Annotated in this window: 16 protein-coding genes and 1 rRNA gene; 4 read left to right on the top strand and 13 right to left on the bottom strand. The window is 73.5% G+C overall.

Annotated elements, in window-relative coordinates:
• Positions 1-158: 158 nt before the first annotated feature.
• Positions 159-1,961, top strand: a complete 1,803-nt coding sequence (locus ACFV20_RS08130) for a glycoside hydrolase family 15 protein (RefSeq protein ID WP_385654307.1) — start codon at positions 159-161, stop codon at positions 1,959-1,961.
• Positions 1,962-2,122: 161 nt separating this feature from the next.
• Here ACFV20_RS08130 and ACFV20_RS08125 read toward each other — a convergent pair whose 3' ends face one another.
• Complete coding sequence (locus ACFV20_RS08125; RefSeq protein ID WP_385653781.1) at positions 2,123-3,079, bottom strand: LLM class F420-dependent oxidoreductase; 957 nt, start codon at positions 3,077-3,079, stop codon at positions 2,123-2,125.
• Between the two features lie 125 nt (positions 3,080-3,204).
• Here ACFV20_RS08125 and ACFV20_RS08120 point away from each other — a divergent pair, with 125 nt between their 5' ends.
• Positions 3,205-4,851, top strand: a complete 1,647-nt coding sequence (locus ACFV20_RS08120; RefSeq protein WP_385653778.1) for a PucR family transcriptional regulator — start codon at positions 3,205-3,207, stop codon at positions 4,849-4,851.
• A gap of 4 nt (positions 4,852-4,855) precedes the next feature.
• Here the strand turns inward: ACFV20_RS08120 and ACFV20_RS08115 are convergent, their stop codons facing one another.
• The 5 genes from ACFV20_RS08115 to ACFV20_RS08095 form a co-directional block, all read right to left on the bottom strand.
• Entirely contained in the window at positions 4,856-5,998 is a 1,143-nt protein-coding gene (locus tag ACFV20_RS08115) for a glycosyltransferase family 4 protein (RefSeq protein ID WP_385653776.1), read from the bottom strand.
• Positions 5,999-6,371: 373 nt separating this feature from the next.
• Entirely contained in the window at positions 6,372-8,090 is a 1,719-nt protein-coding gene (gene recN / locus ACFV20_RS08110) for a DNA repair protein RecN (protein ID WP_385654305.1), read from the bottom strand.
• A gap of 164 nt (positions 8,091-8,254) precedes the next feature.
• Positions 8,255-9,160: an NAD kinase gene (locus ACFV20_RS08105; RefSeq protein WP_385653775.1), complete on the bottom strand. Its 906-nt coding sequence runs from the start codon at positions 9,158-9,160 to the stop codon at positions 8,255-8,257.
• Positions 9,157-9,972, bottom strand: coding sequence for a TlyA family RNA methyltransferase (locus tag ACFV20_RS08100; protein WP_385653773.1), 816 nt, complete (start codon positions 9,970-9,972; stop codon positions 9,157-9,159). Before ACFV20_RS08100 ends, ACFV20_RS08105 begins: the two co-directional genes overlap by 4 nt.
• A gap of 7 nt (positions 9,973-9,979) precedes the next feature.
• The gene (locus ACFV20_RS08095) at positions 9,980-10,255 is read right to left on the bottom strand and encodes a hypothetical protein (protein ID WP_385653772.1); all 276 of its coding nucleotides are present in this window, start codon (positions 10,253-10,255) and stop codon (positions 9,980-9,982) included.
• Positions 10,256-10,297: 42 nt separating this feature from the next.
• Between ACFV20_RS08095 and ACFV20_RS08090 the strand changes: the two genes are divergently transcribed.
• Positions 10,298-10,645, top strand: coding sequence for an SCP2 sterol-binding domain-containing protein (locus ACFV20_RS08090; protein WP_385653769.1), 348 nt, complete (start codon positions 10,298-10,300; stop codon positions 10,643-10,645).
• 9 nt (positions 10,646-10,654) lie between these two features.
• Here the strand turns inward: ACFV20_RS08090 and ACFV20_RS08085 are convergent, their stop codons facing one another.
• The 4 genes from ACFV20_RS08085 to ACFV20_RS08070 all read right to left on the bottom strand — a co-directional run bounded on the left by ACFV20_RS08085 (position 10,655) and on the right by ACFV20_RS08070 (position 14,717).
• Positions 10,655-11,527 (bottom strand): ABC transporter ATP-binding protein, encoded by an 873-nt coding sequence (locus ACFV20_RS08085; protein WP_385653767.1) that lies wholly within the window; start codon positions 11,525-11,527, stop codon positions 10,655-10,657.
• Positions 11,524-12,561 carry a FecCD family ABC transporter permease gene (locus tag ACFV20_RS08080; protein WP_385653764.1) on the bottom strand — a complete coding sequence of 346 codons (1,038 nt, stop codon included), beginning with the start codon at positions 12,559-12,561 and terminating at the stop codon, positions 11,524-11,526. The genes ACFV20_RS08085 and ACFV20_RS08080 overlap by 4 nt, the downstream gene beginning before the upstream one ends.
• On the bottom strand, positions 12,558-13,601 hold the full coding sequence (locus ACFV20_RS08075) for a FecCD family ABC transporter permease (RefSeq protein WP_385653761.1): 1,044 nt from the start codon (positions 13,599-13,601) through the stop codon (positions 12,558-12,560). The genes ACFV20_RS08080 and ACFV20_RS08075 overlap by 4 nt, the downstream gene beginning before the upstream one ends.
• Positions 13,602-13,685: 84 nt before the next feature.
• On the bottom strand, positions 13,686-14,717 hold the full coding sequence (locus ACFV20_RS08070; protein ID WP_385653760.1) for an HAD hydrolase-like protein: 1,032 nt from the start codon (positions 14,715-14,717) through the stop codon (positions 13,686-13,688).
• Positions 14,718-14,789: 72 nt separating this feature from the next.
• Between ACFV20_RS08070 and ACFV20_RS08065 the strand changes: the two genes are divergently transcribed.
• Positions 14,790-16,082, top strand: a complete 1,293-nt coding sequence (locus tag ACFV20_RS08065) for a DUF1015 domain-containing protein (protein WP_385653757.1) — start codon at positions 14,790-14,792, stop codon at positions 16,080-16,082.
• A gap of 209 nt (positions 16,083-16,291) precedes the next feature.
• On the opposite strand, the gene ACFV20_RS08060 is transcribed toward ACFV20_RS08065, so the two are convergent.
• The 3 genes from ACFV20_RS08060 to rrf form a co-directional block, all read right to left on the bottom strand.
• On the bottom strand, positions 16,292-17,065 hold the full coding sequence (locus tag ACFV20_RS08060) for a tetratricopeptide repeat protein (RefSeq protein WP_385654302.1): 774 nt from the start codon (positions 17,063-17,065) through the stop codon (positions 16,292-16,294).
• Positions 16,957-17,976, bottom strand: a complete 1,020-nt coding sequence (locus ACFV20_RS08055) for a hypothetical protein (protein ID WP_385654325.1) — start codon at positions 17,974-17,976, stop codon at positions 16,957-16,959. Before ACFV20_RS08055 ends, ACFV20_RS08060 begins: the two co-directional genes overlap by 109 nt.
• A gap of 242 nt (positions 17,977-18,218) precedes the next feature.
• Positions 18,219-18,310 (bottom strand): 5S ribosomal RNA (rrf, locus tag ACFV20_RS08050); the annotation flags it as partial.

Genomic DNA, 18,310 nt, shown 5'->3' with positions numbered 1-18,310 from the left:
TCAGTTCGTTGAGCAAGAATTGGCGCTTTGCATCACGGCTGGGCGACCTGTTTTGCTTCATCGCTCAATGACGCATTGCAAGACCTGCTGAAACCCCCTTGACCGCACTAGCGACAGCCCCCTCGTGGGGTGACGTGGCCGTTCGACTGGAGTTGCACGTGGCCGGGCGCATCGAAGACTACGCACTCATCGGAGACATGCAGACCGCTGCCCTGGTCTGCCGGGACGGGACAGTCGACTGGCTGTGCCTGCCCCGCTTCGACTCGCACGCCATCTTCGCCGGCCTGCTGGGCACCGAGGAGCACGGCTTCTGGCGGCTCGGGCCCGCGTACGCCTCCGACCAGCAGCCCCCCACCGCGGCGCGGCGCAGCTACCGGGGCGACTCGCTGATCCTGGAGTCCGAGTGGGACACCCAGCGGGGCACGGTCCGGGTGACCGACTTCATGCCGCCGCGTGACGGCGCCCCGCAGCTGATCCGGATCGTGGAGGGCGTCTCGGGCCGGGTCCCGATGCGCTCGGCGCTCAGGATGCGGTTCTCCTACGGACGGGTGGTGCCGTGGGTGCACAAGCACGAGGGGCGCACGGTGGCCGTCGCGGGTCCCGACTCCGTGTGGTTCGACACATCCGCGGAGACCTACGGCAAGTCGCTGACGACGTACGCGGACTTCACGGTCGCGCCGGGTGACCGGATCGCGTTCACGATCTCCTGGCAGCCCTCGCACAAGGAGCCGCCGCCGCTGCCCGAGCCGGAGCAGTCCCTGGAGGCGACGGAGGACTTCTGGCGCGAGTGGGTCGACCACTGTACGTACCACGGCCCCTACCGGGAGGCCGTGGTCCGCTCGCTGATCACGCTGAAGGCCCTGACGTACGCCCCGACCGGCGGCATCGTCGCCGCGCCGACCACCTCCCTGCCGGAGGACGTCGGCGGTGTCCGCAACTGGGACTACCGCTACACCTGGCTGCGCGACGCGGCGATCACCCTGTCCTCGCTGCTGCGCACCGGGTACCGCGAGGAGGCCCGCGCCTGGCGCGAGTGGCTGCTGCGCGCGGTGGCCGGCGACCCGGAGAACCTGCAGATCATGTACGGCATCGCCGGTGAGCGCGAGCTCGGCGAGGCGGAGCTGGACTGGCTGCCGGGCTACGAGAACTCCACCCCGGTCCGGGTCGGCAACGGCGCGGCCCACCAGCTCCAGCTGGACGTCTACGGCGAGGTCACCGAGGCCCTGCACCTGGCCCACATGACGGGCCTCGCCCGCAACGACTACGCCGCCCTCCTCCAGCTGAAGCTGATCCGCTACCTCGAGGACCACTGGCAGGACCCGGACGAGGGCATCTGGGAGGTGCGCGGCCCGCGCCGCCACTTCGTGCACTCCAAGGTGATGGCCTGGGTGGCGGTCGACCGCACGATCAAGCTGATCGAGTCCGGGGACGCGGACGGCCCGCTGGAGCGCTGGAAGGAACTGCGCGAGGACATCCACCGGGACGTGTGCGAGAAGGGCTACGACAAGGAGCGCAACACCTTCACGCAGTCGTACGGCTCGAAGGAGCTGGACGCCTCCCTGCTGCTGATCCCCCAGGTGGGGTTCCTGCCGCCGGACGACAAGCGGGTCATCGGCACGATCGAGGCGATCCAGCGGGAGCTGTCCACGTCGGACGGCTTCATCCTGCGCTACCCGACCACCAGCGGCGACGAGAACGTCGACGGTCTGCCCGGCGACGAGGGCGCGTTCCTGGCCTGCTCGTTCTGGATGGCCGACGACCTGGCGATGATCGGCCGCGTGGACGAGGCCCGCAAGCTGTTCGAGAAGCTGCTGTCCCTGCGCAACGACCTCGGCCTGCTGGCCGAGGAGTGGGACCCGCGCCTGCAGCGCCAGGTCGGCAACTTCCCGCAGGCCTTCAGTCACGTCCCGCTCATCGACACGGCACTGCGTCTGACGGCCTCGGGCGCGTACGGAGGCTGACCGGGGCAGCTCACGCAAACCTCACCCCGGGTCGGTCCGGGCCGCGGGCTCACTCCGGCCCGCTCCGGGCCGGGGGCTCACTCCGGCCCTCGCGGGCGGGTCGCTCAGGTCCTCGACACGCGTCAGGGCCTCCCCGGGCCTCACCGCGGCCCGCGCCGGGGCTACTCCGGCCTGAGGGCCGTGAGGGTGCGTTCGCCCGCGGGATCGTCCGCCGTGGCCGGGACGAGGGCGATCTCGTCGAGTCCGGCCTCGGCGTAGGCGGCGATGCGGGCGCGGACGGTGCCGGCGTCGCCCACGAGGGCGACGGTGCCGGCGGCCTCGGGCGGCAGGGCCCGCAGCAGGGTGTCCGGGTCGGCGCCCTTCGCGGCCAGTTCGACGACCTCGGCGAACCCCGCGTCGACGAACATGTCGCTGTAGCCCGGCACGGCGAGGTAGCCGACGACGCTGCGCAGGACCTGGGTGAGCGATTCCGGTCCGGGATCCACGGCGGCGGGCAGCCAGGCGGCCAGCCGGGGCGGTGTACGGCCCGCCTTCCCGGCCGCGGCGAGCATCCGGGCCCGCAGCATGCGGACCTGCTCGGGCGAGACGATGTCGAGCAGCATCCGGTCGGCGTGCGCGACGGCCGCGGCGACCGCGCGCTCCCCGAACGCCGCGACCGTGACCATGCCGCCGGGCGGCGGCAGCCGGCGCGGGAAGCCGCTGCCGGGCACGATCGGCTCCCCGGGCACGCTGTGCATCAACGCCCGCACCACCGCCGCCGACTCCTCGAGGGCGGCGGCGGGCCGGGTGCGCGGACGGCCGTGCACGCCCTCGACGACACGTTTGCTGGAGGTGCCCAGGGCCACGCCCACGGGCCGCCCGGTCACGGCCGCCGTGGACGCGGCGCCCCGGACGATGGTCAGCGGGTCGCGCACCGACACCGGCACGGGCCCGGCGGTCAGCGCGACCTGTTCGGTGGCCGCACCGATCGCCGCCGCCAGGACGAACGAGTCCCACGTGGGTCCCTCGCCCGCCCACACCTCCCGGTACCCGAGCCGGTCGGCGAGCACCGCGACCCGCAACGGCTCCTCGACCGGACTGTCGTCCTCCCGCCCCACGGCGACCACGCTCATGTCCATGACGGCGTCCGTACCCGGCCGGTCACCCCGTAATCCGGGAGCGGCGCGGAGGGATCCGGGCGAAGATCGTCCGCGCGCCCCTCCGGAGATGTCCGGGAGGCACCCGCACGGGTAGCGTCCGGCCCATGGACAGCGGGACGGACAGCGCGCACGACACCCAGGGCGCCGGGATCACCGTACGGCGGGCGCTGGAGCTGCCGGGGCTGCGCAGCGGGCTCCCCGAGGTGCTGGCGGGCGGCGAGCGGCTCGGGCGGACCGTGCGCTGGGTGCACGCCGGAGAGGTGCCGCACATCGCCTCGCTGCTCAAGGGCGGTGAACTGCTGCTGACCACGGGCTACGGCCTGGGCACCCGCCCCGCCGAACAGCGGGCGTTCGTGCGCACCCTGGCCGAACGCGGCATCGCCGCCCTGGTCGTGGAGCTCGGTCCGCGCTTCACCCGCCTGCCCGCGGCCCTCGTCGACACGGCGCGCGCGGCCGGGCTGCCCCTGGTCCAGCTGCACCGCGAAGTGGCGTTCGTCACGGTCACCGAGGAGGTGCACACCGAGATCGTCAACGGCCACTACGCCCTGCTCCAGCGGGCCGAGGAGGTGCACCGGCGGTGCACACAGGCCGTGCTGGGCGGCGGCGGGGTGCCCCAGGTGCTCGGCATCCTGGCCGACTTCGCCGCCAACCCCGTGTTCCTGGAGACGGCGGACGGAAGGTTGCTGTACGCCGCGGGGGCCGGTCCCGAGGGCGCGGACCCGCTCCAGGTGTGGGAGGGGCTGCGCGGCCAGCACCAGGACGAGCCGCCGCTCGCGGGGTCGGTCCTGGTGGACGTGCCGGGCGGCGGGCCCGGCAGCGGGGGTGTCCGGGCGCGTCTGGTCCTGCTGCCGGTGCGCACGTCCCTGGCGCCGGTGCACCGGATGGCGGCCGAGCGGGCGGCGGGCATCCTGGCCGTGGTGCTGATGCAGGCCCGCCAGGAGGAGGAGCTGGCGGCGCGCGGGCGGGGCGACTTCCTCACCGATCTGGCCGAGGGCCGCGTCACGCCCGAGGACGCCCCGGCGCAGGCCCGGGTGCTGGGTTTCCGGCCGGGCGAGGGGCCGCTGCTGCCGGTGGTCATGCGGCTCGGGGAGGCCCTGGCCCCGGGCGGGGGCGGCTGGGGCGTGCCGGCCCGGGCCATCTCGGAGGAGCTGGCCGCGGTCGGCGTGCCGGTCCTGCTCGGCGTACGGCCGGTGGAGGGCCGGGTGCTGGTGCTGCTCGGGCTGCGCGCGGAGTCGGATCGGGCCGCGGTCGCGGACCGGGTCGCGGCGGCGCTGCGTGCCGGTGTGGAACGGGCCGGGATGGCGCGGCCGGGCGGGCAGCCGCCCGTGGTGGTCGTGGGGATGGCCGGTGGCTGGCAGGCGGCCGCCTCGGGCCTGCGGCACGCGGCCGAGACGGCCACGGCGGCCCAGGGCCTCGCGGACCGGCCCTGGTACGACGCCCGTCGTCTGGACATCGATCTGCTGCTGTGGCGGCTGCGCGACCATCCGGACCTGGCGGCGTTCGTGGACCGGGCCGTCGGCCCGCTGCTGGAGCACGACCGGCGTTCCCGGCCGCCGCTGCTGCCCACGCTGGCGACGTACCTGGCCCATGCGGGGCGCAAGGCGGAGACGGCCCGGGAGCTGCACCTGAACCGGCAGACCCTGTACAACCGTCTGGCGCGCATCGGGGAGTTGCTGGGCACGGACCTCGACGACCCGCAGACGGTGCTGGCCCTGAGCCTGGCCCTGCGGGCCCGCAGGCACGTGACGTAGGGCTCTAGGCGAGGGGGCGGGGCTGGGTCAACTCGTCGTACACACTGAGGACCTGGGCGACCGTCTCGTCCTCGGTCGGCCAGGTGGCGGCCTGCCGGGTGCCCCGGGCCGTCAGCAGGTCCCTGTGCGCCCGGTCGCCGAGCAGCCGTACGACGGCGTCGGCGAGGGCCTTCGCGTCGCCGTACGGGACGAGTTCGGCCGCGTCGCCGACGAGTTCGGGGATGCCGCCGACGTCGGTCGCGACGAGCGGCACGCGCGCGTGGAGGGCCTCCTGGGCGAGGACGGAGCGGGCCTCCCAACGGCTCGGCAGCAGGGCCAGGTCGGCGGCGGCGAGCAGGTCCGTGACGTCGTCGCGCCGCCCGATGAGCCGGACCGGCAGGCCCTCCTCCTCGATGCGGCCCTGGAGTTCACCGCGCAGCGGCCCTTCCCCGGCGATGACGACCAGGGGCACGGGATCGAGCCGGCGCCAGACGCGCGCGGCGTCCAGCAGGACGTCGTAGCCACGGTGTCGTTCCAGGGAGCCGACGGCCATCAGCAGCGGCCGTCCGATGGCGCCGAGTTCGGCGCGCACCTTGGGCCGGAGCCGGTCGGGGTCGTCGGGTTCGAGGGGCCTCTTGGGGCCGGGCAGCGCGACGGGGGCGAGCCGGGCGTCCCGTGCGCCGGTGAGCCGTGCGCGGTCCACGAGCGGCGAGGTCGTCCCGAGCACCACGGTGGCCGCCTTCACGACCCTGCGCTCCAGCACCCGCAGCATGTGGGCACGGGCGCCGTCGGCGTGTGCCCGGTCGTGCCAGGTCACGACGAGCGGGGTGCGCACCCGCCGGCCGCTGAGGGCGAGCACGGCGCGGAAGGAGGCGTGCAGTCCGTGCGCGTGCACCAGGTCGGCGTGGGCACAGGCCGCGCGCAGGGCCGCCACCGACACCGGGTCACTGCTGCGCGGCACGTGCACGTGGTCGGCGCCGACGCCACTGAAGTCATAGGCGCGATCGGCCTCAAAGGGGGCGCACACCGTGACTTTCACGCCCCGCGCGACGAGCCCCGCGGCCAGCGAGCGCACATGCGCACTGCTGGCGGCGTTGCCTCCGCCCAGCACCTGCACGGTGCGCAGCGGCGACTGGCCATGCGGTGAGTGGCTGCTCACGGGGGTCACGTGGCCGGGCTCCTGGTTCGGGTCGGGCGGTCACGACGCGGTTTCCCACGCGTACTCCGCCAAGGATGCCAGGACGAAGGGGGGTTCCGGGAACACCACTGAAGCGGGAGCGCCGGGCGCACGGGGGGCCGACGGAAGCAGGTCACCCACACGAGTGAAGAAGTCCTCGCGGCGAAGCAATCGCACATCCGACGCCCGCTTCACCCCACGAGAAGCCGAACCGACCCACCGCTCCCCGCCGGTGACAGTGGCCTCCGCCAGGACGGGCGGCCGGCACCGAAGGGCGTGTGCCGGGACGGCGCCCGCACTCCGGTGAGGGGCGGCCGGCATCGAAGGGCGTGGCCGGGACGGCGCCCGCACTCCGGCGGGCGGGTCAGGCGTCCGCGCGGGCCGCTGCCAGCAGTTCCTCCGCGTGCGCGCGGGCCGTCTCGGAGTCCTCCTGGCCGGCGAGCATGCGGGACAGCTCCCGGATCCGGTCCTCGCCCTCGAGGACCTTGACGCCGGAGCGGGTCACGGAACCGTCGTTGGTCTTCTCGACCAGCAGCTGGCGGTCGGCGAAGGCGGCCACCTGCGGCAGGTGCGTCACGACCACGACCTGTGCGGACTTCGCCAGGCGGGCCAGCCGGCGGCCGATCTCGACCGCCGCCTTGCCGCCGACGCCCGCGTCGACCTCGTCGAACAGGTACGTCGGCACCGGGTCCGTGCCCGCGAACACGACCTCCACCGCCAGCATCACCCGCGACAGCTCACCTCCGGACGCGCCCTTGGCGATGGGCCGGGGCGGTGCGCCCGGATGCGGGGCCAGCAGCAGCTCGACCTCGTCGGCGCCCGCGGGACCGTAGGCGACGGAACGGCCGCCGACCTCGACGCCGTCGGGGTCCTCGGTCTGCCGGATGTCGAAGGACACACGCGCGTGCGGCATGGCCAGCGAGGCCAGCTCGGCGGTCACCGCCGCGGCGAACCGTTCGGCGGCCTCCGTGCGGGCGTCCGTCAAGGCCTGCGCCAGCCCGCCCAGTTCGGACCGCAGGGCGTCCCGCTCGGCCGTCAGCTCCCCGATCCGCTCGTCGTCGCCCTCGAGTTCGGTGAGCCGCGCGGCGCTCTCCTCGGCCCAGGCCAGCACGGCGGCGATGTCCTCGCCGTACTTGCGCGTCAGCCCGGTGAGCGCGGCCCGCCGCTCCTCGACAGCCGCGAGCCGCAGCGGATCGGCGTCCAGATCGTCGGCGTACCCGGCCAGGTCCCCCGCCGCGTCCCGCAGCAGGATCCCGATCTCCCCGACGCGGTCGGCCAGCGCGGCGAGCGCCGAGTCGTGCGACCGTACGGCGTCCAGGGCCCGCTGCGCGCCCGCGACGAGCGTCCCGGCGTCGACGCCCTCGGGGTCCTCCGGATTGCCCGCCAGGGCGGCGTGCGCGGCCGCGGCGGCCGATGCCAGCGCCTCGGCGTGCCCGAGCCGCTCCGCCTCCCCGGCCAGTTCCACGTCCTCGCCGGCGCGGGGTTCGACGGCGGCGATCTCGTCGAGCCCGAAGCGCAGCAGGTCGGCCTCCTGGGCCCGTTCCCGCGCCCGGGTGGTGATCTCGTCGAGCTCGGCGGTCACGGCCCGCAGCCGCTTGTAGGCCTCGCCGTACTTGGCCAGCGGCCCGGCGACCGCGTCGCCCGCGTACCGGTCGAGCGCCTGCCGCTGCCGGGACAGCTTGAGCAGCCCCTGCTGGTCGGTCTGACCGTGCACGGCGACCAGTTCGTCGGCGAGCTCGGCCAGGACGCCCACGGGCACGCTGCGTCCGCCCAGGTGCGCCCGTGAGCGCCCCTCGGCGGAGACGGTCCGGCTGATCAGCAGGGCCCCGTCGTCGAGCTCGGCCCCGGCCTCCTCGGCGCGTACGGCGACCGAGGCGTCCCGGGGGACGGTGATGCGCCCCTCCACGACGGCCTTGCCGGCGCCGATCCGTACGAGCGCCGGGTCGGCCCGCCCGCCCAGCAGCAACCCCAGGCTGGTGACCACCATGGTCTTGCCCGCACCCGTCTCACCGGTGACCGCGGTGAACCCGGGCGACAGCTCGACGACAGCATCGTCGATCACGCCCAGCGACCGTATCCGCATCTCCTCCAACACGGACACGACCTTACGAGGTCGGGGCGGAGAAGTGCGACCTGCCCACCCTTGTCACCCACGCGAGTGGACCGGGCCCAGGGGCGCGGGGAACCGCGCGAACAACCACAATCCACCCGCACCCGCCGACGCTCCGGGACCGCCCCCAGGGCCCGCTAGTGAGGCGCCCCCCGCCACCCGGAAACCGGCAGCGCGAACTTCGCCACCAGCCGGTCCGTGAACGACGCGTGGTGCAGCCGGGCGAGCCGCACCGGCACGGCCCCCCGCCGCACCTCCACCCGCGCCCCCGCCGGCAGCTCCACCGTCCGCCGCCCGTCGCACCACAGCACCCCGGGCGGAATGTGCGGCAGAACCTCCACGGCCAGCACCGAGTCCGGCGATGTCACCAGAGGCTTCGCGAACAGCGCGTGCGCGGAGATCGGCACCATCAGCAGCGCCTCGACCTCCGGCCACACCACCGGCCCGCCCGCCGAGAAGGCGTACGCCGTCGACCCCGTGGGCGTGGCGCACACGATCCCGTCGCAGCCGAAGCCCGTGACGGGCCGGCCGTCGATCTCCAGGACGATCTCCAGCATCCGCTCGGCGGACACCTTCTGCACGGCCGCCTCGTTCAGCGCCCAGTCCGTGTGCACGATGTCGCCGTTCTGGTGCACGACGACGTCGACGGTCATCCGCTCCTCGACCTCGTACGCCTTGGTCACCACCCGGTCGACGACCTTGTCGAGGTCGTCCCGCTCGGCCTCCGCGAGGAACCCGACCCGCCCGAGGTTGACGCCGAGCATCGGCACGCCGGAGGCCCGGGCGAACTCGGCGCCGCGCAGGAGCGTGCCGTCGCCGCCCAGCACGATCAGCAGCTCGCACCCGTCGAGGCACTGCGGGGTCGCCTCCTTGACCAGCACCACCTCGTCCGGCAGCGGCAGGTCCCGCGCCTCGTCCTCCAGGACGCGCACGCCCAGTCCGGAGCGCAGCAGGCCCTTCACCACGAGCTCGGCACTGCGCACGGCGGCGGGCCGCCCCGTGTGGGCGAGCAGGAAAACAGTACGAGCTCGGTTCTCGGTCAACGCGGCCCCTCCGCCACTGCACGGTCTGCCTCGGCCGGGTCCAGTTCCGGTGCCCCGGACCGCAGCCACAAGAAGTATTCGACATTCCCCGACGGGCCGGGCAGCGGACTGGCCGTCACGCCCTGCACCCCGAGCCCCAGCCCCCAGGCCTTCTCGGCCACCCCCCGGACCGCATCGGCCCGCAGTTGGGTACTGCGGACCACTCCCCCGCTGCCGAGGCGCTCCTTGCCCACCTCGAACTGCGGCTTGACCATCATCACCAGATCGGCGTCCGGCTTCACGCACCGCACCAGGGCGGGCAGGACCAGCCCGAGCGGGATGAAGGACAAGTCCCCCACGACAAGATCCACTGGCTCCCCATCGATCGCTTCAAGCGTCAACTCGCGTACGTTCGTACGGTCCTTGACGGTGACGCGTTCATCCTTCTGGAGAGACCAGGCGAGTTGTCCGTATCCGACGTCCACGGCGACGACGTGGGCCGCGCCCGCGCGCAGCAGCACATCGGTGAAACCGCCGGTGGACGCGCCCGCGTCGAGCGCCCTGCGCCCTTCTACGGCCAGCCCTCGCGGCCCGAAGACGGCGAGCGCCCCGGCCAGCTTGTGGCCGCCGCGCGAGACGTAGTCGGGATCGTCGTCGTCCTGGGCGACCACGATCGCGGCCGCGGTCTCCACCTGCGTGGCGGATTTGGTCGCGACGGTCCTGCCGACGGAGACCCGGCCGGCGGCGATCAGCTGCGCGGCGTGCTCACGCGAGCGCGCGAGCTTCCGGCGGACCAGCTCCGCGTCCAGACGGCGACGTGCGACTCCTGCCACGTTCGGTTCAGCTCCTAGGTGCGTGCGGCGTCGGGGGCACCGGAGGTCCCGGGCGTACGTCGAGCGCGGTGAGCGCGTCACGCAGCCCCCGGTGTACATCCTCGTACACCTCGAGATGCCCGTCCGTGGCGAGGTGGTCGGCGTCGCCGAGCCGGTCCAGGGCGGTGTCCACCCCGGGGTCGCCGGTGGGCGTGCGGGGCACGTTCAGGGGCGCGGGGGCGGCAGGGTCGTACGCCGGCTCCTCCTCCGCCGCCGGAGGGGCCTCGGGAACTGCGTCGTCCATGCCCCGACGCTACCGCGAACCGCTGCGGTACCGTCGACCGCGATGGCCACGATCGAGGAGTGCCGCAGCGCACTCGACAAGCTCTCGGACACCATGCAGCGCGCCGAAGGGGACGTCCGCGACGCCGCGGCCCTGGACCGCTCGGTGAGCTGCCACATCACGGACCTCGACATCACCTTCGTCGGCCGCATGCGGGGCGGGCGGATCGAGGTGCACGACACCGTGCAGGGCCCGCCGCCCGGCAAGGCCGAGATCAGACTCGCCATGACCGGTGACGACCTGGTGGCCCTGGTGGGCGGCGAGCTGAACTTCGCCAAGGCCTGGGGCTCGGGCCGGGTGAAGCTGCACGCCGGTGTGCGGGACCTGTTCCAGCTCAGGAAGCTCCTGTAGCCGCGGCCTTCACTGCCGTGCCTGCCCGGCCGCACTCGGAACGCGGGCCTTGCGGGCCGCCGGCACGACCAGCGGTGTGCCCGTCTCCGGGTCGTCGATCACCTGGCAGCGCAGCCCGAAGACCTCCTCGACCAGTTCGGCCGTGACGATGTCCTTCGGCGCGCCCTCGGCGACGACCCGGCCCTCGCGCAGGGCGATGAGGTGGGTGGCGTAGCGGGCGGCGTGGTTCAGGTCGTGCAGCACGGCGACGAGCGTGCGCCCCTGCTCCTCGTGCAGCTCCGCGCACAGGTCCAGCACGTCGATCTGGTGCTGGATGTCCAGGTACGTGGTGGGCTCGTCGAGCAGCAGCAGGGGCGTCTGCTGGGCGAGGGCCATGGCGATCCACACGCGCTGGCGCTGGCCGCCGGAGAGCTCGTCGACGTAGCGGTCCCCGAGCTCGGCGACGCCGGTCTGCCGCATGGAGTCCTGGACGACCCGCTCGTCGTCGGCCGACCACTGGCGCAGCAGGCCCTGGTGCGGGTAGCGGCCGCGGCCGACCAGGTCGGCGACGGTGATGCCGTCGGGCGCGATGGACGACTGGGGCAGCAGCCCGAGGGTGCGCGCGACCTTCTTCGCCGGCATCGACTGGATGACGTTCCCGTCGAGCAGCACCCGGCCCTCGCTCGGCTTGAGCATCCGCGACAGCGCCCGCAGCAGCGTCGACTTGCCGCAGGCGTTCGGGCCGACGATCACCGTGAACGACCGGTCGGGTATCTCCACCGACAGCTGCTCGGCGATGACCCGCTGGTCGTAGGCGAGGGTGACGTTCTCGGCGGACAGGCGGTTCACGGGGCTCCCTTGGTAGTTCAGTCCGCTGGTGTTCTTCTCCAACCGGCTGCTCATATCCGGCCCGCCCTGCGCTCGCCGACCAGCAGCCACAGCAGGTAGACCCCGCCGAGCACACCGGTCACCACGCCCACGGGCAGCTGCTCGGCGCCGAACGCCCGCTGCGAGACCCAGTCGGCGACGACCAGCAGGGTGGCGCCCATGCACAGCGAGGCCAGCAGGTTGGGCCCGGGCGAGCGGGTCAGGCGCCGGGCCAGCTGCGGTGCGGTGAGCGCCACGAAACTGACCGGCCCGGCCGCGGCGGTGGCGGACGCGGTGAGCAGCACGGCCGCGACCATGAGCAGCAGCCGTACCCGCTCGACCCGCACCCCGAGGGCGTAGGACACGTCGTCGCCCATCTCCATCATCCGCAGCCCGCGCGCGTTGACCAGGACGAGCGGCACCAGCACGGCGGTCAGCGCGAGCAGCGGCCACACCTGGGCCCAGTCCCGGCCGTCGAGAGAGCCGGTCATCCACACGACCGCGCGGGCGGCGTCCACGATGTCCGACTTGGTCAGCAGATAGCCGTTGACGGCCGTGACGATCGCGGAGACGCCGATGCCGACCAGGACCAGACGGTAGCCGTGCACACCCCGCTTCCAGGCGAGCACGTAGATGGCGAGGCCGGTCACCAGGCCGCCCACCAGTGCCCCGGCGGCGACCTGGTTCGCGCTGCCGGAGGTCAGCACGATCACCACCAGCGCGCCGGCCGTCGCCCCCTGCCCGAGGCCCAGCACGTCCGGACTGCCCAGCGGGTTGCGGGAGATGGCCTGGAACAGCGCGCCGCCGAGGCCCAGCGAGGCGCCGACCAGCAGCCCGACCAGGACCCGCGGCAGCCGCAGCTCGTTGACGATGAACTCCTGGCCCGGATTGCCCTCGCCGACCAGCGTCCGCAGCACATCGGCGGCCGGGATCGGGAAGTCGCCGGTGCCGATGAGCACGACACTCGCCACGAGCGCCGCGACCAGCAGCAGGAGCACGACGGTGACGGCCCGCACGTCCAGGCGTATCGAGAGCCCGCCGGTCCGCACGGCACGGTTGGTGGTCTTCACAGCTGAGCCGTCCTCCGCCGTCGTACGAGAAGGATGAACACCGGCCCGCCGAGGACGGCGGTGACGATGCCCACCTGGAGTTCCGAGGGCCGGGCCACGATGCGGCCGAGGACGTCGGCGCCGAGCAGCAGCACGGGCGACAGGACCGCCGCGTACGGCAGGATCCAGCGCAGGTCGGGCCCGGTGAAGGAGCGCACCACGTGCGGCACCATCAGCCCGACGAACACGATCGGTCCGCAGGCGGCGGTCGCGGCCCCGCACAGTACGGTCGCGGCCAGCATGGACAGCGCCCGCGTGCGGTTGAGGTCGGCGCCGAGGGCCTTGGCGGTGTCGTCGCCCATGGCCATCGCGTTCAGCGGCCGGGCCAGGACGAGCGCCAGGACCATACCGGCCAGCAGGAACGGCAGGACCTGCGTGATGGTCGAGTTCGTCGCCGAGGAAAGCGAACCGACCGTCCAGAAGCGCATCTTGCCGAGCGCCGCCTCGTCCATGATCATCACGGCTTGCAGGTAGCCGTACAACGCGGCGCTGATGGCCGTGCCGGCGAGCGCGAGCCGCACCGGCGTGGCACCCCGGCTGCCGCCGAGGAACCACACCAGCGCCCCGACCGCGGCCGCGCCGAAGAACGCGAACCAGACGTAACCGCTGAGCGAGGTGACCCCGAAGTACGTGATGGCCGTGACGACCGCGGCGGAGGCGCCCGCGTTGATGCCGAGCAGTCCGGGGTCGGCCAGCGGATTGCGGGTGAGGGCCTGCAGCACCGCCCCGGCCAGACCGAGGGCCGCGCCCGCCAGCAGCCCGAGCAGCGTCCGCGACAGCCGCTCCGCCACGACGACGTCGCCGTAGGTCCCCGAGTCCTCGAACAGGCCGTGCCAGACCTGCCCGAAGGACAGCTCTTTCGCCCCGATCGCGATACTCGCCAGCGCGACGAGCACCAGGATCGCCACGGACAGCAGCAGCCCGAAGGCTCGTACCGCCCGTCGGGCCGGGGGCGCGGGGGCGGTCTCCGCGCTCTGTTCGGGGGGACTCTCGACCAACACGCAGTTAGGTTAGCCTACCCTCGCATCCAGGCACGATGCGGAGGCCCGCCCCGCCCCCGGTCCCGCCCGGGCACTGACAGGCGCTCAGATACCCAGCCGCGCCAGCGCCTTCCCGCCGTCCAGCTCGCACACACCTTCACCGGCCGCCGTCCACGCCGCGGCACACAACGCGCGCAGACCGTCCAGGGCCTCGCCCTCCCCGCCGAGCTCCAGCCGGTCCGCGCCCGACCTCGCCGTCCAGCCACCGCACCGGAACGCGCCCTCACCCGCGTCGACGACCTCCGGCTGACCCCCGAGCATCCCGCGCAGATCGGCGTCCACATATGTCGGCCGGTGCTGCGGCGGCGCGGCCAGCAGCTGAGGGCCGTCGGTCACGCCGGTCAGGACGAGCAGCGAGTCCACCTCGCCGTTGAACGCGCCCTCGATGTCCGTGTCCAGCCGGTCCCCGACCACCAGCGGCCGCCGCGCCCCGGTCCGCAGGATGGTCTCGCGGTGCATCGGCGGCAGCGGCTTGCCCGCGACCTGCGGCTCGGCACCCGTGGCGATCCGGACGACCTCCACCGCGGCCCCGTTGCCCGGAGCGATGCCCCGCCCGCTCGGAATCGTCAGGTCGGTGTTGGACGCGAACCACGGCACGCCCCGCGCCACCGCGTAGGAAGCCTCGGCGAAGCGCCCCCACGGCAGATCGGGCCCGCCGTAACCCTGCACCACCGCCACCGGATCGTCGTCCGCCGACTCCACGGGCACCAGCCCGCGTTCGCGCAGCGCCACCCGCAGCCCCTCACCGCCGATCACCAGCACCCGCGCGCCCTTCGGCACCTGCTCGCTGATCAGCCGCGCGACGGCCTGCGCCGAGGTGATGACGTCCTCCGCGCCCGTCGGTATCCCCAGCTCGGTCAGATGCGCGGCCACGGTGTCCGGGGTCCGCAGCGCGTTGTTGGTCACGTACGCCAGGTGCATCCCACCCTCCCGGGCCGCGGCCAGCGACTCGACCGCGTGCGCGATCGCGCTCCCGCCCGCGTACACGACACCGTCGAGATCGAGCAGCGCCGTGTCGTACGCCTCGCTCAGGGCCTGCCCACTGCCCTCGGGCCTCGTCCTGACGCTTCGGCTCATCCCGCATCGCTCCTCGTTCGACGGCTTTCCCCCGATCATCCCCCATGCCACCGACAGCCGTACGATGCCGGGATGAACTCAGCAGGTCACTCGGAGGCAACGACGCACCGAGGCCTGGAACTCACCCCGTTCCGAGGCCTTCGTTACGACCCCGACCGGGTCGGCAGCCTTGCCGCCGTCACATCTCCCCCGTACGACGTCGTGGTGCGCCCCGACGGCCTGCACCACCTCGAATCAGCCGATCCTTACAACATCGTCCGCCTGATCCTCCCCCAGGCCGCCACACCCAGCGCCCGCAACGAGCGGGCCGCCGACACCCTGCGCCGCTGGCTGTCCGAGGGCATCCTGACCACCGACCCGGAACCGGGCCTCTACGTCTACGAGCAGCAGGACGGCGACGGCATGCTGCAACGCGGCATCATCGGCGCCCTGCGCGTGTCCGATCCGGCCGAGCAGCTGGTGCTCCCGCACGAGGACGTGATGCCCCACGTCGTCGCCGACCGCGCGGCCCTCATGCGTGCCACTTCGGCCAATCTCGAACCCCTCCTGCTCACCTACCGCGGCGACGGGGCGACGACCGCCACCGCCGATCTGATCGAACGCACCGCGACCCTGCCGCCGCTCCTGGCCACCACCACGGAGGACGGTTTCCGGCACCGCCTGTGGTCGGTCACCGCCCCCGAGGACCTGGCGACGATCCAGAGGGACCTCGGCCGGCACCAGGCTCTGATCGCCGACGGCCACCACCGCTGGGCGACCTACCGCCGCCTCCGCGCGGAGCACCCCTCCCCCAGCCCCTGGGACCACGGCCTGGTCCTCCTCGTCGACACGGCCCGCTATCCCCTGCGCGTCCGCGCCATCCACCGCCTCCTGCACGACCTGCCGGTCGCCGACGCCGTGGCCGCCCTGGAGGGCCGCTTCCGCGTGCGCCGCCTCGACGTCCCGCTGTCCGAGGCCCTGGAGACCCTGGCCGACGCGGCCTGCGCCGGCAACGCCTTCCTGCTGGCCGGCGACGGCGCGTTCCACCTCGTCGACCACCCGGACCCGGACCTGCTGGCCCGTACGGTGCCCGCCGACCGCCCCACCGCCTGGCGCACCCTGGACGCGACGGTTCTGCACGCCACGCTCCTCGACCACGTCTGGCGCATCCCCGAGGACTCCCCGGCCCACATCGCCTACATCCACGACACGGCCGCGACAGTCGAGAAGGCGGAACGGGACGGCGGAACGGCCGTCCTGATGCACCCGGTCCGCGAGGAGGTCGTACGCGAGCTGGCCCGCCAGGGCGTGACGATGCCCCGCAAGTCGACGTCGTTCGGTCCCAAACCGGCGACGGGCCTGGTCCTGCGGGCGCTGGACCTCTGACGCGGCTCCGAACCGGCCCGGACACGCGGAAGGGGCGGGACCCCAGCGCCTCACGGCCGGGATCCCGCCCCTTCTTCTGTACTGCTGTCCACCTTCTGTACTGCTGTCCGCTGCTGCTCAGCTGCTCAGCTGCTCAGCTACTCAGCTACTCAGCTACTCAGCTGCTTACGGACTCGGGGGCTTGGTCGCTCCGATGCCCTGTGCGGGCGTCAGTCCTTTTGGTTCTCGCCCTCGTCGTCGTCCGCCTGGGGCGTGGCCGGAGCCTCGTCGTTCTCGTCCCCGTCGTTCTCGTCCCCGTCGTCCTCGACCATGGCGTCCATGAACTCCACACCGTCCAGCTCGGCGAGCCGGTCCGAGGCGTCGGTGCTGCCGTCGCGGTCGGCCTCGACGGCCTTCGCGAACCACTCCCGGGCTTCGCTCTCCCGCCCGGCGGCGAGCAGCGCGTCGGCGTAGGCGTACCTGAGGCGCGCCGTCCAGGGCTGCACGGAGTTCGCGGCCAGCTCCGGGCTCTGCAGCGTCACGATGGCCGCGTCCAGTTGTCCCATGTCTCGCCGCGCACCGGCCGCGACGAGCCGCATCTCGACCTGGCCGGCCTTGTCGAGCTTGTGCACCTCGGGCGCACCGGCCATGTCCAGCGCCTTCTCCGGCCGGCCGAGACCGCGCTCGCAGTCGGCCATGACGGGCCAGAGGTCGATGTTCCCGGTCATCCGCTTGGCGGCCCGGAACTCGGCCAGCGCCTCGCCGTACTTCTGGCTGGCGTAGGCGGCGAACCCGGCGGCTTCCCGCACGGCGGCGACACGCGACGCCAGCCGCAGCGCCACCCGGGAGTAGCCGTACGCGCCCTCGGGGTCCTCGTCGAGGAGCCGCGCCACCATCACCAGGTTCCGCGCGACGTCGTCCGCGAGCGTCTTGGGCAGGCTCTGCAGCTCCTGCCGGACGTCCTTGTCGATCTCCTCGCCGGTGACGTCCTCGGGGATCGGCAGCCGCTTGATCGGCTCCCTGTCGCGGTCGCGATCGTCACGGAACCGGCCCGGGCCGCGCCGGTCCTCGCGGCCACGGAACCCGCCCCGGTCTCCGTCACGGCGATCGCCGTCACGACGGAAGCCGCGGTCGCCACGGTCGTCACGCCGGGGGCCGCGCCCGCCGCGGTCCTCGCGCCCGCGGAAGGCACCGCGGTCGCCACGGTCGCCCCTGCTGTCGCGGTCACCACGGTTGTCGTCCCGACGGAAGTCGCCACGGTCGCCGCGGGGGCCGTCCTCACGCCGGAAACCGGGACGTCCGCCTCGGCCGCCCTCGTCCCGCCGAAAGCCACCGCGCTCCCCGCGATCGTCCCCACGGCGCTCGTCACGCCGGTCGTCACGCCGGTCGTCACGCCGGTCGTCACGCCGGTCGTCACGGCCTCGGAAGCCCCCGCGGTCGTCCCGGCGGAATCCGCCACGCTCGCCGCGGTCGCGGTCGTCGCTGCGGAAGCCGCGGTCACGGTTGTCGTCGCGACGGAAGCCGCCACGGTCCCGGTCGTCGCGACGGGGGAATCCGCCACGGTCGCCCTCGCGCCGCTCGCCACGCCGCTCATCGCGTCGGTCGTCACGCCTGTCGTCGCGCCGGTCGTCGCGCCTGTCCTCGCGGCGGAAGGAGGGACGGTCACCGCGGTCGTCACGACGGTCGTCCCGGCGGAATCCACCCCGGTCACCACGATCGTCCCTGCGCGGACCACGGTCACGGTCGTCACGCCGACCGTACCCGCCACCACGGTTGTCATCGCGCCGGAAACCGCCACGGTCACCACGGTCGGGACGGTCCCCGCGGTCGGGACGGTCGCCCTCGCGACGCCCGTACCCACCACGGTCGTTGCCGCCACGATCGTTGTCGCGACGGAAGCCTCCACGGTCTCCACGGTCTCCACGGTCTCCGCGGCCCCCGCGCTGACCGCCGCGGTCGTGCCGGTCGCTCCGGTCGCCCTCCCGTCGCCGCTGGTCGCGCTCCGGTCGGTCCTCGGGAGAGTTGGTGGACATGGTGACTCCTGTCTTCGGTACCGCAAGTCATTCTCGCGCAGCCGGGTGCCCAGCGCGCACTGCAAAAACAAAAAGGACCCTTGGTCCCAGCTGAACGCTGGGACCAAGGGTCCTTCCAAAGATTGTTCGGCGGCGTCCTACTCTCCCACAGGGTCCCCCCTGCAGTACCATCGGCGCTGTAAGGCTTAGCTTCCGGGTTCGGAATGTAACCGGGCG

Source organism: Streptomyces sp. NPDC059696 (assembly GCF_042733745.1).
Classification (GTDB): domain Bacteria; phylum Actinomycetota; class Actinomycetes; order Streptomycetales; family Streptomycetaceae; genus Streptomyces.
This window is presented reverse-complemented; position numbering and strand designations above follow the sequence as displayed.

Coding starts and splice junctions, on each gene's coding strand:
- ACFV20_RS08125 (WP_385653781.1), bottom strand. CDS start 3,079: ATGGACATGAGCGTGGTCGCCGTGGGGCGGGAGGACGACAGTCCGGTC.
- ACFV20_RS08120 (WP_385653778.1), top strand. CDS start 3,205: ATGGACAGCGGGACGGACAGCGCGCACGACACCCAGGGCGCCGGGATC.
- recN (WP_385654305.1), bottom strand. CDS start 8,090: ATGCGGATACGGTCGCTGGGCGTGATCGACGATGCTGTCGTCGAGCTG.
- ACFV20_RS08095 (WP_385653772.1), bottom strand. CDS start 10,255: ATGGACGACGCAGTTCCCGAGGCCCCTCCGGCGGCGGAGGAGGAGCCG.
- ACFV20_RS08090 (WP_385653769.1), top strand. CDS start 10,298: ATGGCCACGATCGAGGAGTGCCGCAGCGCACTCGACAAGCTCTCGGAC.
- ACFV20_RS08085 (WP_385653767.1), bottom strand. CDS start 11,527: ATGAGCAGCCGGTTGGAGAAGAACACCAGCGGACTGAACTACCAAGGG.
- ACFV20_RS08070 (WP_385653760.1), bottom strand. CDS start 14,717: ATGAGCCGAAGCGTCAGGACGAGGCCCGAGGGCAGTGGGCAGGCCCTG.
- ACFV20_RS08065 (WP_385653757.1), top strand. CDS start 14,790: ATGAACTCAGCAGGTCACTCGGAGGCAACGACGCACCGAGGCCTGGAA.